General features: G+C 35.2%; 13 protein-coding genes and 2 pseudogenes. 12 read left to right on the top strand and 3 right to left on the bottom strand.

Annotated elements, in window-relative coordinates:
* Positions 1-116 precede the first annotated feature (116 nt).
* Positions 117-770 carry a DUF1232 domain-containing protein gene (locus A6J74_RS14475; RefSeq protein ID WP_001123713.1) on the bottom strand — a complete coding sequence of 218 codons (654 nt, stop codon included), beginning with the start codon at positions 768-770 and terminating at the stop codon, positions 117-119.
* A gap of 129 nt (positions 771-899) precedes the next feature.
* Between A6J74_RS14475 and ytaF the strand changes: the two genes are divergently transcribed.
* Positions 900-1511: a sporulation membrane protein YtaF gene (gene ytaF, locus A6J74_RS14470; RefSeq protein ID WP_000100716.1), complete on the top strand. Its 612-nt coding sequence runs from the start codon at positions 900-902 to the stop codon at positions 1509-1511.
* A 113-nt stretch (positions 1512-1624) separates the two neighbouring features.
* Here the strand turns inward: ytaF and A6J74_RS14465 are convergent, their stop codons facing one another.
* Together A6J74_RS14465 and glsA are read right to left on the bottom strand one after the other, a co-directional pair.
* Positions 1625-1966 carry a DUF3969 family protein gene (locus A6J74_RS14465; protein WP_000766598.1) on the bottom strand — a complete coding sequence of 114 codons (342 nt, stop codon included), beginning with the start codon at positions 1964-1966 and terminating at the stop codon, positions 1625-1627.
* 170 nt (positions 1967-2136) lie between these two features.
* Positions 2137-3066 (bottom strand): glutaminase A, encoded by a 930-nt coding sequence (glsA, locus tag A6J74_RS14460; protein ID WP_001149857.1) that lies wholly within the window; start codon positions 3064-3066, stop codon positions 2137-2139.
* A 69-nt stretch (positions 3067-3135) separates the two neighbouring features.
* Here glsA and A6J74_RS30710 point away from each other — a divergent pair.
* The 11 genes and pseudogenes from A6J74_RS30710 (at position 3136) to A6J74_RS30450 (ending at position 13701) form a co-directional block, all read left to right on the top strand.
* Positions 3136-3249: pseudogene (locus A6J74_RS30710) on the top strand (transcriptional regulator).
* A gap of 141 nt (positions 3250-3390) precedes the next feature.
* On the top strand, positions 3391-4893 hold the full coding sequence (nagE, locus tag A6J74_RS14450) for an N-acetylglucosamine-specific PTS transporter subunit IIBC (protein ID WP_000938904.1): 1503 nt from the start codon (positions 3391-3393) through the stop codon (positions 4891-4893).
* A gap of 242 nt (positions 4894-5135) precedes the next feature.
* Entirely contained in the window at positions 5136-6380 is a 1245-nt protein-coding gene (locus tag A6J74_RS14445; RefSeq protein ID WP_000371825.1) for a serine hydrolase domain-containing protein, read from the top strand.
* 241 nt (positions 6381-6621) lie between these two features.
* Positions 6622-7437: a hypothetical protein gene (locus A6J74_RS14440; protein WP_000022135.1), complete on the top strand. Its 816-nt coding sequence runs from the start codon at positions 6622-6624 to the stop codon at positions 7435-7437.
* A 169-nt stretch (positions 7438-7606) separates the two neighbouring features.
* Entirely contained in the window at positions 7607-8008 is a 402-nt protein-coding gene (locus A6J74_RS14435) for an LSm family protein (protein ID WP_000335537.1), read from the top strand.
* Positions 8009-8024: 16 nt separating this feature from the next.
* Complete coding sequence (locus tag A6J74_RS14430) at positions 8025-8219, top strand: hypothetical protein (protein WP_000899471.1); 195 nt, start codon at positions 8025-8027, stop codon at positions 8217-8219.
* 13 nt (positions 8220-8232) lie between these two features.
* Positions 8233-9780 carry a glycosyltransferase family 2 protein gene (locus A6J74_RS14425; protein ID WP_002047139.1) on the top strand — a complete coding sequence of 516 codons (1548 nt, stop codon included), beginning with the start codon at positions 8233-8235 and terminating at the stop codon, positions 9778-9780.
* Complete coding sequence (locus A6J74_RS14420; RefSeq protein WP_000994260.1) at positions 9770-11014, top strand: nucleotide sugar dehydrogenase; 1245 nt, start codon at positions 9770-9772, stop codon at positions 11012-11014. Before A6J74_RS14425 ends, A6J74_RS14420 begins: the two co-directional genes overlap by 11 nt.
* Positions 11011-11976: a UDP-N-acetyl-alpha-D-glucosaminuronate decarboxylase gene (locus tag A6J74_RS14415; RefSeq protein WP_000037048.1), complete on the top strand. Its 966-nt coding sequence runs from the start codon at positions 11011-11013 to the stop codon at positions 11974-11976. The genes A6J74_RS14420 and A6J74_RS14415 overlap by 4 nt, the downstream gene beginning before the upstream one ends.
* Positions 11969-13513, top strand: a complete 1545-nt coding sequence (locus tag A6J74_RS14410) for a glycosyltransferase family 2 protein (RefSeq protein ID WP_001130013.1) — start codon at positions 11969-11971, stop codon at positions 13511-13513. Before A6J74_RS14415 ends, A6J74_RS14410 begins: the two co-directional genes overlap by 8 nt.
* Positions 13482-13701: pseudogene (locus A6J74_RS30450) on the top strand (hypothetical protein). Before A6J74_RS14410 ends, A6J74_RS30450 begins: the two are co-directional and overlap by 32 nt.
* Positions 13702-13812: the final 111 nt, after the last annotated feature.

Raw genomic sequence — 13812 nt, 5'->3', positions numbered from 1 at the left:
GGAAAGCAAAGAAGTTAGGTGGGAGATCAACGGCCCATAAAAACCCGATTGGTGAAGGCTAATAATCAGTGGGGGATGAACAAAACCCCTACTGATTAAAGTTTTACTTTATTTTTCTATGTCTTTCGTTTTAGTTCAATTAATTTCTCTTTTGCTAATTCAACAGCAATTGCATCATCTAAATAGCCAATTGGAAAGAGATAGTCGGGGATAATGTCTGTCGATAAAATGAAATACAGTAATGCACCCCCAAGAATTGCACGTTCTTCTTTTGAAATGGTTTCATTACAAAATTGTTGATACATATCTGTTAATTGTTCAATGAAAGGGCCTGCACTATCAATCTGTTCTAACTTGCTTGAAAAACTTTCATGAATACGTTTTTCACCTTCTGTTGTTTGAGCATAGCGTTCATAAGTTTCAAGTTCTTGTTTTACGCGAGTTGTTGTGTAATCGAAGTCGAATAAGTTAGAGGATTGTAAAGTTTGCTGAATTGTATCAAGAGATGTATACATATCCGTCTTTTCTTTATTTATGTGAGGAGAATTAGGATACATTTCATCAAATAACAATTGAGGCGGAACTTGCAGACATTCTGCAAATTTTTGTAGATGTTTTTGTTTTGGTTGTTGTTTACCATTCATAATTCTTGAGATTGTTGCTGGATCAATATTTGTAAGTATTCCTAGTTGGCGCATGGATAAGGCACGTTCTTTTAAAAGCTTTTTGATTAATTTACCAAGACGATCGTTTGGGTTTTCTTTAGGCATAGTGAAGGCACCCCTTTTTATTGTTGAAAAAATGTTGAGCATTTATTACAAGTATATGAAACAGACAGGCACAGTTGCTCAACATTTTCATAATATGCATTGAGAAGTGAGAAAAAGGGGTGACTGTTTATGAGTACGGCAGGTATATTTTCAATTCTTTTAATCGGAATTGCTTCTAATTTAGATAATGCAGGTGTTGGGATTGCATATGGCATTCGTAAAATTCGTATTTCGTGGTTTAACAATTTTATCATCGCATTTTTTGGTTTTTTATTTACTTTATTAGCTGGTTTTTTGGGGAATTGGATCGCATTATTTATTTCAGAGTTTACAGCAAACCTGATTGGAGCAATTGTTTTAGGGATAATCGGAGTGTTTATTTTATGTCAGCCTTTCTTGAGTAAAAAGGACACCATAGAATCTAAAGATGGTAGTGTACTTTTGGGGATTTTACGTGATCCAGAAAAAGCAGATTTTGATGGATCGAAAACAATTAGTTTTTCTGAGGCTCTTGTTTTAGGGGTGGCATTATCTATTAATAATATTGCAGGTGGGTTTGATGCTGGAGTAACAAATTTGAATCTGTGGCTTACGGCATGTATTTCTGGGGTGTTTAGTTTCATTTGTATTAGTGGCTTTTCATATATAGGAAAACGATTTTTAGCGGAATACTTAGGGAAATGGGCGACGGTAATTGCAGGCGTATTATTAATTCTTATTGGGATAGATCAGTTGTTGTAAACATAGAAAGGCAATGTTCGAGCATTTCCTCGGAAATACTTGAATAAATTTCATATATCGACATCGGATATTTATTTCTTAATAAACATAAAAAGCACCTACAAAGGTGCTTTTTAGCGTATATCTTCAATTAATTGTTCCGATTCCTCGTGCATACTATATTCACTTAAAACTTGGATACAAAGCCATTTTAGTTCCTCAATACTATGCTCAAGTTCTTCAGGGAGTACATGATGAATATCTTCGAGTCCCATTCCGAAATGTATAAGCTCTAGTACTTGATCATCGATGTTTCGATCCATTAATAGTTCAAGTACTTCTAAATTGAATATGTATCGGTGAGCTTCGTCGAGTGAAACAACTTTTAGCTTTAAGCTTTCTACAATACTCAATATAAAAAGAACAATTGTTTTTTCAAGAACAGGTTGTTTCGCCATTTGAAATATTAGTTTCATCTTTTACACCTCCACATATAGCGCTAGGTTGTACTATACTATTCAGGAGGGGGGAGCAAATATGCATAATAAAGAGAAACTTTCAGTACTGTTTTTGTAAGGATATTGATGACCAGTAACAATGAATTTTCCGTAAAAAAATCCTGCTATATTAGCAGGATACCGCCCAATTAAAAAATGCTCCAACCTTCTTGAGCAGAAAGAAGTTCAAGAATTTTAAAACCAGCGATACTATTTCCGTTTGCATCTAAAGCTGGCCCGAAAATGCCGATACCCAACTCGCCTTTTACGCAACCGAAAATACCACCAGCTACACCGCTTTTTGCAGGGATACCAACACGAATTGCAAATTCACCAGATTCGTTATACATACCGCATGTAACCATAAATGTTTTACAGATTTTCGTAATATGTTTAGGGATAATTTGTTTTTTCTTATATGGATCATATCCGTCCATTGCAAAAATTAAACCAATACGTGCTAAATCAATACAGTTTACTTCAACTGCACATTGACGAGTGTATAAATCCATAAGTTCCTCAATATCACAATCGATAATTCCATTTTGTTTCATATAGTAACAAAGTGAACGATTTAAGTAAGCCGTCTCTAATTCTGAATTGGCAACTTTAGAAGAATAATTAATAGTAGGATTATCTGTTATTTCCCGTACAAAATGAAGGATACGCTCCATTTTTTCTTCGTTATCTTGTCCTGCTAACATGCTTGTGATAGCTAATGCTCCCGCATTAATCATTGGATTAAGAGGTTTAGATGGGCTTGTCGTTTCTAACTTAATAATAGAATTGAATGGGTCACCAGTTGGTTCCATTCCAACTTTAGAAAATACATATTCTTCACCGCGATCTAAAAGTGCAAGTGCAAGTGTAATTACTTTGGAAATACTTTGAAGAGTAAATAATGTCTGTGAGTTACCAGCATGGATATATTCTGTTTCTTTATGGAAAATGGCAATCCCTAAATCGTCTGGATTTGCATTTCCTAGTTCGGGGATATAAGTAGCAAGTTTTCCTTTTTTCGTATATGGTTTTACTTGTTCTAACAACTGTTGTAAGTTGTTTGTTTCAATGCACTGCATAGTACCACCGCTCCTATTTCGAATTAACTAAGTTTACTTTTCCCGATATGCTCGGAAATAAATAATAACATGAAAAAGTGGAATGATAAAACGAAAGTTACATGTTCTATAGTGGGTCTTTAGTTTAGATTATTCTGTAATAAAAGAGGAGAATTCCCCTTTTATATAACAGTTTGGAAATAGAAAACTTATCCATAAAAAGTTCGGAAATAAAAACTACACATCTATACAACTATATGTTATTATGGTTATGTAAATAGAAAGCGTTTTCTAAAGCGTACTTATAATGATAACGATTTCATAAATTTGATAGGGGGAATTAAAATGTTGCAGTTTTTACAACGTATTGGTAAAGCGCTAATGCTTCCAATTGCCGTACTACCAGCAGCAGGATTATTGCTTCGTTTAGGGCAACCAGATGTATTTGATATTCCTGTTATGGCACAGGCCGGCGCAGCGGTTTTTGATAATTTAGCACTTATTTTTGCAATTGGTATTGCAATCGGTCTTTCAGTTGATGGTAGTGGTGCAGCAGGTCTTGCAGGTGCAATTGGTTATCTGGTTATGAAAAACAGTATTGATGCACTTAGTAAGGGATATTCTACTGTAGAATTACAAGATAAATTAGGTAAAGTTCAAGATTTAATAGGTAATAGCGCAAATATAGATCCATCTAAGCTGGCAGATACAATGACACAAGTATCTAAGGCCGCCGAATTATCGACTAAAGTGGATATGAAAGTTTTAGGTGGTATTATTGTCGGCGTTATAGCAGGATTCCTTTATAATAAATTCCATAAGATTAAACTTCCAGAATGGTTAGGTTTCTTTGCTGGAAAACGTTTCGTTCCGATTGTTACATCGGTTGTGATGCTAATATTAGGAATTCTATTCGCACAAATTTGGCCAGCAATTCAAAATGGCATCGATGCATTGGCTCATGGAATTGTTAATTTAGGTGCAGTTGGTTCAGGTCTATTTGGTTTATTAAACCGTCTATTAATTCCAATTGGCTTACACCATGTAATGAACACATACTTCTGGTTCGTATTTGGTGACTTTACAAATGCAGCAGGTAACGTTGTAAATGGTGATATTGCTCGCTTCCTTGCAGGGGATAAAACAGCAGGTATGTTTATGACTGGTTTCTTCCCAGTTATGATGTTCGGTTTACCAGCAGCATGTTTCGCAATGATTGCAGCTGCTAAACCAGAAAAACGTAAAATGGTTACAGGTATGTTAGGTGGCCTAGCATTGACTTCATTCTTAACTGGTATTACAGAACCGATTGAATTCTCATTCATGTTCCTATCACCAGTATTATATGGTATTCATGCCGTGTTAACAGGTATTTCTTTATTCGTAACAACATCACTTGGCATTCACGATGGTTTCACATTTAGTGCCGGTGCAATTGATTACTTCTTAAACTTTGGTATTGCAACGAAACCAGTATTGCTAGCGGGAATCGGTTTAATTTACGCAGTAATTTACTTTGTAGTATTCTACTTCTTAATTAAGAAGTTTGACTTGAAAACTCCTGGTCGTGAAGATGACGATGAGTTAGTTGAAGAGGGTGATGCACCAGTTGCAGGTTCAATTGGTGAAACTTACGTAGCAGCTTTAGGTGGAAAAGACAACTTAACAGTTATTGATAACTGTGCAACACGTCTACGCTTACAAGTGAAAGATGCTAGTCAAGTAAACGAAGCTGCATTAAAACGTGCGGGTGCGAAAGGTGTTATGAAATTAAGTAACACAAGTGTACAAGTTATCGTAGGTACAAATGTTGAATCTGTTGCCGATGATATGAAAAAACACGTATAAATAATTAAATAAGAGGATATCCAAAAAGACTGATAATATCAGTTTTTAGAGGATATCCTCTTTTTTTATGTTAAAAATTTAACGGGAATCTTACTTTTGTAAATTTTCTTTTTCTTTTTTGTACATATAGGTTGGTTATATGTACAGTGCGTGATAAAGTAGTGATGTTATAGAATAGATTATCCAAAATATAGGTGGAAATTAAAAGTAAATTATCGGTAAATAAGGGGAAAAAGGCAATCATGGATCAGGAAAAAAATAATGCAAATGGGAAAGCACGTCGGCCGATTGTATACATAAAAAGAACAATCATTCTCGTCTTACTATTATCACTTGTATATTTCATGTATACAAAAATTGTTGCGCTTAATAAGAAAGAGGAAACTTTAAAAGCGGCAGCAGAAATGAAAAAACAAGAAGAGCTAAAAAAGAAAGAAGAAGAAAAAAAGAAGCAAGAAGCACAAAAACAAAAAGAGCAGGAAGAACAAGTGAAGCAAGCGCAAGCTGTGGAGAAGCCTGCTGAGGGACCACCTCAAGAAATTAATGAAAATGCTCAATTGGATCAATATTTACAGAGCATGGGATTTAGTGGAACAGCTGTTATTGTGAAGAATGGGAAAGTTCTTGTGAATAAAGGATACGGCATGGCTAATAAAGAGAATCAAGTGCCGAATAATTCAGAGACGACCTTTTATATTGGTTCTATTTCAAAAGCGTTTGTAGCGACTGCTATTATGCAATTAAAAGATCAAAATAAGTTACAAGTAGAGGATACAGTTACAAAGTATATTCCAGACTTTCCTCAAGGTAATAGCATACAGTTAAAACATCTATTAACACATACATCGGGAATTCCAGAGTATGAGCAGGGGACAGAGGATATTTCTCATGAAGAATTGATCAAACGAATAGGAAAGCAAAAGCGTATTGGGAGTCCGGGAGAGAAATGGAAGTATTCTGATTCAAACTATTCTATACTTGCTTACATTGCTGAGAAGGTAAGTGGACAGTCGCTCGAAGAATATATAAAACAGCATATTTTTGCGACCGCGGGTATGAAACATTCTGGTTTTGGTACAGCGTTGGAACAAACAAGATTCCCATCAACGGGTTATAAAATAGTGAATAACAATATGACAACACCTAATATTCCGAGCATGTCACAACTATATGGTTGTGGTGATATATATACGAGCGCACATGATTTATATTTATTTAATGAAGCACTCTTCTCTGGAAAATTAATTTCAAAAGAGAGTTATAATCAAATGTTTACTGCTGTGAAAAAAGATTACGGATTTGGCTGGTATGTAGATCCAGGAAGCTATTCAAATCATGGTGTAATGCCAGGTTGGAATTGTTTAAATGGTTTTAGTAAAAATGGTAGTGTATATGTTGTTTTATTATCTAACATTCAAAATAACATTAAATCATTTGGTAAAGTGAATAACGATATTTATACGATGTTACGAAATATTGAAGTGTAAATGACTGTCTTTTTTGGATAGTCTTTTTTTCTTGAGGAAGTGTATGTGCAATGGGATAATGAAATAAAGTGAAACTTTAATCAGTGGGGGTTTTCTTCATCCCCCACTGATTATTAGCCTTCACCAATCGGGCTTTTACGGACAGTCGATCACCGACCTAACTTCTTTGCTTTCGCCGAATTTTGAAGTGTGGGTCTTACTGCCCGGCAAATAGCGGGATAAATGGAAAAGGGGACGGGATATGAGTATACATAAGCATCACGCACGTAATGCGAAACGTATTTTTTTTGTATCTGTCATTGTATGGATTATCGTTGCAATTGGATTAGTGATGGAATATAAAAAAGGGATGCTATTCACTTCAGAGAAAGACAATCTGCAATTAATAGGTATTTTACTACCAGCAATTGGATTATTAATATATAGCTTTATAGAAAAACGAAGATCAAAAATACTTAAACAGGAAAATTATAATATAGAGACTTCTGAATTACTTGAGCAACAAAAATTTGTTGTTCGGAAAGAGGTAGGGATATTTCAAGTAATAACGTACTTTGGATTAGAAGGAAATACAGTAGGTTTTTTAAAAGAAGAGTATGATTTTGTTATTCAAAGTGTATGGCAAGCTGTACTCTCTTTTCTTTTTAAGGGACTACATAAGCAACAATTTTATTTATATAATCACTCAGGAGAAAGATTGTTGCGTGTTCAAAAGAATATGGGAGTACGCAACTTCTATATTTTTTCGAATATGGATGGAAAGAAAATTGGGGAGTTGAAACAAGTACTAAGTTTAACAAAATGGGAATGGATCTTTTTAGGGGTGGATGGTAAAGAATTTGGTAAAGTGACTGGGGACCTTTCAGCAACAATGCAGAAAATAGACTGGCGAGATGGCACGCATATTGATGTGAAAGAAGATGGTATTCCGTTAGAAGCTGTTAAGTATTTTTCGGCAAGCGGTGGTTCTCTTGTTACAGCTTCTATCAGTGAACAGGCAGAATTACCACGAGCGGTTTATTACAGTACAGCTGCCATTGTTACAATTAAAAATTAAAATACTTATAAAGATAGATGGGATACCGTCTATCTTTTTTATTTAGTTAAAAATTCTTGTTTCTTTGAAAAATGTATGTCTTACCTATCACATAAAAAGCCTGCTTTGTATACATTAAGATGTATGAATGTATTTTTTATATTTTAAAAATAAATAGGAGGAGAAGTGTATGTGTCTGTTCAGAAAATATTGGCATAAATTATCCCGACTGTTTAATAGACAATTAGGTTATTTTTTAGATGACAAGTTACTGCCTGCTGTGGAACGACTTTTATTTTCGCAAAATTTTGCGAGATTTATTCAAAGAAATTCTAAGCAAGCTACAGAAGAATTTATTAAATCAAGTCAATTTCAATCGATTATTTGTAACATTTTAAAAGAATGTAATACATCACCGTTTAAAGAAATTGCAAAGCAATATTTAGGTAAAAACGTCGAAATTACTGTGACGGTTGGGCAGTTAACAGGTGTTATTGTAGCAGTTGGCGACGATTTCTTAATACTGCAAGAAGGAATAGGAACTGAAGTTTTATTACCATTTACAAGTATTATATCAATTAAAGAAGTGTAAGAAAGGAGAGTTATATATGTTATTTACTGATGAACTGCGTAACCATGTTGGTGAGTTAGTGCAAGTTGTGACAGCTGTAGAAATTGTTGCAGGCATTCTTTTATCTGTGACAGACGGGGCAGTAAGTGTTCGTACTTCTCCTTCCTATGGACCACCGGAAGATGTAATTGTGCGTACTCCTATTATTGCCTATGTTCGCTTGGAAGGGTAAGCGTGATACAAGTATGAGAGTATCAGTTGTTATTCCGGCGCATAATGAAGCAAGTACGTTATCTCAAGTTTTAGTAGAAGTGGAGAAGCTGAAGCCGTATGAAATTATCGTAGTAGATAATGGATCGACAGATGGGACGAAAGAAATAGCAATACAACATCATTGTCATGTGATTTATTATAAACATTCTCTTGGCAATGATGTGGGACGGGCAATTGGAGCAAGAGAAGCAAAAGGTGAAATTGTCTTGTTTTTAGATGGTGACATCGTTATTGAGAGTAAAGAGTTACAATGTTTCGTGAAAGGGATTCGGCAGGGGCACCAAATTGTTGTGAATAATTTAACATGGTCGGTTTATTTAAAGATGAGACCACATTATACGACAGTTGGAAAATTCATACTGAATCGCTATTTGAATAAAAAGGAGCTTGTTGTTGGATCTTTAATCGCAATTCCACATGCGATGAGTAGGGAAGTTATTGAGAAACTTGGGTGGTGGAATTTAGCAGATCCAGCATTATTTCAAGCGATGGCGATGTCTAGAGGAGTAGATATTGTCGATATGGCTTCGGTCGATGTAATTCATACAAATAAGGTTCGTCCTGTGCATACGGGAACATCACCTGGTTCTCCTTATCCGAAAGCGACTAGTCGTATTATGGGTGATCATTTACGTGCTTTGCAATATGTAATTGAAATATATGGTAAACGCGGTGGTTTTTCGGAGGGAAACAGAGATAGAGAGTTTATAGGGAAATATAAACCAGCTGTATTAAAGAAGGAAAAAGCGAAATATAGTGCGATTATACCAGTGTCAGAAGAAAAGATGACTATAAAATCTGTTATACAAGAAGTGAAAAAAGCAGGAGTAGATGAAATTATTGTTGTTGCGAATGGAGCGGATATCGAGACTATTAAACAGGCACAGCTAGAGAATGTTATTGTTGTTGAATTCGGGGAGGCGCTTGGACATAATGTAGCGCGAGCGATAGGAGCCATGCATGCTACAGCTGATATTTGTTTATTTGTTGATGGTGATTTTGCTATTCCGGCAAAAAAACTAACTCCCTTTTTGCATGCTATTGAAGATGGGAGTGATATGGCATTAAATGATTTGCAATGTTTATTAGATATGTTTCATCCCGCGGATCCAATTAGTATGGGAAAATACTTTGTAAATTTAGTAGCGAAACGACCAGATTTATGGAATAACTCACTAACGGCAGTGCCACATGCTATGCATAAGAAGGTAATAGATAAAATTGGATATGACTCTCTCATTATCCCGCCATTAGCTCAAATGAAAGCTATTTTGGAGGGATTCTCTATTACAGCAGTACAATTTGTAGATGTTATAAAAACAAATCGAGTACGCCCAGAGCAACATGGATTTGTTAATGGACGTATTCCAGCATTTGACCGTATTTTCGGTGATCAACTTGAGGCGATTGCTTATCTATTACAATATACAGACGAACGCGGGAGTTTTACAGATGGAGAACGGGATAGAGATATTATTCAACAATTGAGAAAGGAAGAAAAGAATACAGATGAATGCTAGTAGTAAAGTAGCTATTATTGGATTAGGGTATGTTGGTCTTCCTTTAGCGGTCCATTTCGCAGAAAGAGGACATACAGTACTTGGACTAGATAAAGATACTAGGAAAATAGAATCGATTATAAAAGGAGAAAGTTATATTCCAGATGTTTCTTCTAAAGAGTTACAAAGTTTATTAACTAAAAAAAGCTTACTAGTAAATACACCAGATAAAGGTGTTACTGAGCTCCAAAAGAGTGATTATGTTATTGTTACTGTCCCGACTCCAATTAATGAGCAAAGAGAACCGGATTTAAGTGCTCTCATTTCAGCTTCGCATTATATACAACAAAACCTTCAAAAAGGACAAACCTTCATTTTTGAAAGCTCCACATATCCAGGTACACTTGAGGAAGTTATCATTCCTATTATTTCTCAAACTGGTAAAAAGGTAGGAGTGGATTATTATATTGGTTATTCACCGGAGAGAATTGATCCGGCAAATAGTCAATATTCAGTTCAATCGATTCCAAAGGTTATTAGTGGACAAACAGAACAATGTAAACAAAAGGTACAGGATTTGTATAGCACTATCTTCGATGTAGTTGTTCCTGTTAGTTCTCCAAAAGTAGCGGAGATGTGTAAGCTATTTGAAAATATTCAGCGCTTAGTTAACATTTCGTTAGTAAATGAGTTAAATATGCTATGTGAAAGTTTGAATATTAATTTTTATGAGGCGCTTGAAGCTGCATCTACAAAACCGTTTGGATTTACTCCGTATTGGCCAGGACCAGGAATAGGAGGACATTGTATTCCTGTAGATCCTTTATATTTTCAATGGAGAATAAAGAAAAATGGGGCTATTAGTCAATTAATTGAGGCGGCACATGTAATTAATGAAGAAATGCCAGAGAAAATAGTCGGAAAGGTAAAAGGCATGGTGCAATCACCCGCAACGGTTTTAATTGTAGGGATTGCGTATAAGAAAGATGTAAATGATTTGAGAGAATCACCAGCATTGCCAATTATTCAATTACTAATAAAAGAAGGATACGAGATAGAATACCATGATCCATATATTTCTTCTGCGGAAATTGGAGATAGGGTGTATCAATCTGTTTCCTTGGATGAACAAAAGGTTAAACAAGCAGATTGTATATTAATTTTAACTGATCACTCTAATATCGATTGGGAGCTTTTTAAAAGAATAAAGCGAGTAATCGATACACGTGGAATTATAAAGAAGGTGAGTGCATGAGTAAGAAATGTTTAATTACAGGTGGAGCAGGATTTATTGGATCACATCTAGCTGAAGAATTAGTGAAAAGAGGTTATGGAGTCACAATTGTGGATAACTTCTATAAAGGGAAAAATAAATATCATAATGAGTTAATGAAAGAGATTCCAGTTATTCCAATCAGTGTTTTAGACAAAAAGGCAATCGATGAATTAGTAAATCAACACGAGGTAGTATTCCATTTGGCAGCAATATTAGGTGTTAAAACGACAATGGAAAAAAGTATAGAACTCATTGAAACAAATTTTGATGGAACGAGAAACATTTTACAAGCAGCATTAAAAGGCAAGAAAAAAGTAGTCTTTGCGTCTACTTCAGAAGTATATGGTAAGGGCAAGCCACCTTTCTCTGAAGAAGGAGATCGATTATACGGGGCAACTTCTAAAATACGCTGGAGTTATGCAGTTTGTAAAACGTTAGAAGAGACATTATGTTTAGGATACGCATTAGAAGGTTTGCCGGTAACGATTGTTCGTTATTTTAATATTTATGGTCCAAGAGCGAAAGATGGTCCGTATGCAGGGGTAATCCCACGATTTATCCGGGCGGCTTTGCAAGGTGAAGACATTCTCGTATATGGCGATGGAAAGCAGACACGTTGCTTTACGTACGTAAGTGATGCAGTAGAGGCAACGATTCGAGCAATGGATGAGAATGTAAATGGTGAGATTATTAATATAGGTTCTGAGAATGAAAAAAATATTAAAGAAGTAGCAGAAGTAATCAAAAAACTAACAAATTCTTCTTCAAAAATTGTACAAGTTCCTTTTGAAAAAGTATATCCACATGGTTTTGAGGAAATTCCAAATAGAAGACCAGACGTAACAAAATTAAGAGAACTTGTTCAATTTCAAGCGACAATAACGTGGGAACAAGGATTGAAAGAAACTATTAAATGGTTTCGTGAAGAAAACAATGGCTAAGTCATTATCGGTTATTATTCCCGTATGTAATGAAGTGGATACGATTTCAGACGTGATTAAATCGGTAAAGCCATTCAATCCAGTAGAGATTATTGTAGTAGCTAATGGTTGTAATGATGGTACAGAAGGGGTTGCTGAGAGTTTAGGATGTAGAGTAATTCAGAATAAAGAGTCACTTGGTAACGACGTTGGCCGCGCAGTTGGTGCAAAACATGCGATAGGTGATGTATTACTGTTTATAGATGGAGATTTCGCTATTCAAACTTCAAAATTGCAATTATTTCTTAATCCGATTTTACATGATCAGGCTGACATCGTTTTAAATAATTTGGATGCATTATTTTTAAAAAAACAAAAACCACATTCCGTTACAGTATGGCGCCAAATATTAAATGCAATGTTAGAGCGCGAAGAATTAAAAATGGATTCTTTATTATCTGTACCTCATGCGTTGACGAAAGAAGTCGTTCAAAGTATTGGATATGAATGTTTTGTTAATCCTATTGTAGCTCATTTACGCTTAGCGCAAAGTAAATGGAAAATTAGTCGTCATTGTGCAATTGACGTTATTACGCCGAATAAATTTCGGCCACTCGAGCATGCAGCATATGGCACAGATCTTGCACAAGCTGAAAAACGAATGATAGGTGACCATATAGAAGCTGTAGCGGAGCGGATAATAGGCAGCGATGAGCGTGGAGGATATTATGATGGAAATCGGAAAAGAGAGAGTGTCTATCATACTTTAAATTTTGAAGATTTTTATCAAGGATGGGGCGTTACATCTAATTTGTATAAAGGAAAGCAATTATCGGTAATTATTCCTGTACAAGATGAAGAGAAAACAATTGGAAACGTTATAGAGGAGCTTCGTAAAATTGAACCTTTTGAAATCATCGTTGTTGTAAATGGTTCGTCAGATAAAACGGCAACAATTGCAAAAGAAAAAGGAGCAACAACAATTATATATAAAGAAGCACTCGGAAACGATGTGGGGCGTTCGCTTGGAACTTATTTTGCAAAAGGAGAAATTGTGTTATTTATAGACGGTGATTTTGTTATTCCAGCTAGTGAGCTATATCCTTTTGCAAAAGCTATTGCAGATGGGCAAGATGTCGCATTAAATGATCTAAATCATTATTTAGATTTAAGAGTACCACTTCATCTCGTAACTGCATTTAAATATGCGTTAAATTTAGCTTGTGATAGAAAAGATTTAGGAGTAGGCTCTCTTATTGCCGTACCTAATGCATTTAGTAGGACGTGTTTGAAAGCAATAGGATATAGATCTTTACTGTCACCTTGTGTAGCGCAAGTGAAAGCTGTTCTTTCAGGATTCGAAATTGCATGTGTCAGTCGTGTTGAGGTCGATAAAATGAACCGTATTCGTCCCAGTGAACATTTTGCAAAAATAGGACATCCTCCAGCTGTACTTCGAATTATTGGTGATCATATCGAAGGATTAGAGCAATTAATTGCATTAAAGGGCAGTCGAGGTGGATTCTATGATGGAAATAGAAAAAGAGATGTTTTATAGGTAACAAAAAAAGTGTACAACATATGTACACTTTTTTGTTCCGTTATAAAAACTATAACAGATTAGGAGATAAGAGTATTACAGCTCTACAATGGGTATTGTTCTTATATTACAAAATAGGACTCGTATATAAGGGTACCAAAAAAATACAATTAAAGAAAGGGTTAATTATAAAGACTTTTGAGTGAAGTTAACACTATGCATACAGTAGTTTGCTCAACTTTTCACAAACATGTCACAACTATTTCGTTCACTTTCGCAAAAAAGTAGTATTCTAAGTGTGTAAGCTGTTATATAAA

Source organism: Bacillus sp. FDAARGOS_235 (genome assembly GCF_002073415.2).
Lineage (GTDB): Bacteria > Bacillota > Bacilli > Bacillales > Bacillaceae_G > Bacillus_A > Bacillus_A toyonensis.
Note: the sequence above shows the minus strand (reverse complement) of the source record. Positions and strands in the feature narration are given on the sequence as shown.

Excerpts from the sequence above, each read along its gene's own strand:
- A6J74_RS14475 (WP_001123713.1), bottom strand. The coding sequence starts at position 770 with ATGCCTAAAGAAAACCCAAACGATCGTCTTGGTAAATTAATCAAAAAG.
- ytaF (WP_000100716.1), top strand. The coding sequence starts at position 900 with ATGAGTACGGCAGGTATATTTTCAATTCTTTTAATCGGAATTGCTTCT.
- A6J74_RS14465 (WP_000766598.1), bottom strand. The coding sequence starts at position 1,966 with ATGAAACTAATATTTCAAATGGCGAAACAACCTGTTCTTGAAAAAACA.
- glsA (WP_001149857.1), bottom strand. The coding sequence starts at position 3,066 with ATGCAGTGCATTGAAACAAACAACTTACAACAGTTGTTAGAACAAGTA.
- nagE (WP_000938904.1), top strand. The coding sequence starts at position 3,391 with ATGTTGCAGTTTTTACAACGTATTGGTAAAGCGCTAATGCTTCCAATT.
- A6J74_RS14445 (WP_000371825.1), top strand. The coding sequence starts at position 5,136 with ATGGATCAGGAAAAAAATAATGCAAATGGGAAAGCACGTCGGCCGATT.
- A6J74_RS14440 (WP_000022135.1), top strand. The coding sequence starts at position 6,622 with ATGAGTATACATAAGCATCACGCACGTAATGCGAAACGTATTTTTTTT.
- A6J74_RS14435 (WP_000335537.1), top strand. The coding sequence starts at position 7,607 with ATGTGTCTGTTCAGAAAATATTGGCATAAATTATCCCGACTGTTTAAT.
- A6J74_RS14430 (WP_000899471.1), top strand. The coding sequence starts at position 8,025 with ATGTTATTTACTGATGAACTGCGTAACCATGTTGGTGAGTTAGTGCAA.
- A6J74_RS14425 (WP_002047139.1), top strand. The coding sequence starts at position 8,233 with ATGAGAGTATCAGTTGTTATTCCGGCGCATAATGAAGCAAGTACGTTA.
- A6J74_RS14420 (WP_000994260.1), top strand. The coding sequence starts at position 9,770 with ATGAATGCTAGTAGTAAAGTAGCTATTATTGGATTAGGGTATGTTGGT.
- A6J74_RS14415 (WP_000037048.1), top strand. The coding sequence starts at position 11,011 with ATGAGTAAGAAATGTTTAATTACAGGTGGAGCAGGATTTATTGGATCA.
- A6J74_RS14410 (WP_001130013.1), top strand. The coding sequence starts at position 11,969 with ATGGCTAAGTCATTATCGGTTATTATTCCCGTATGTAATGAAGTGGAT.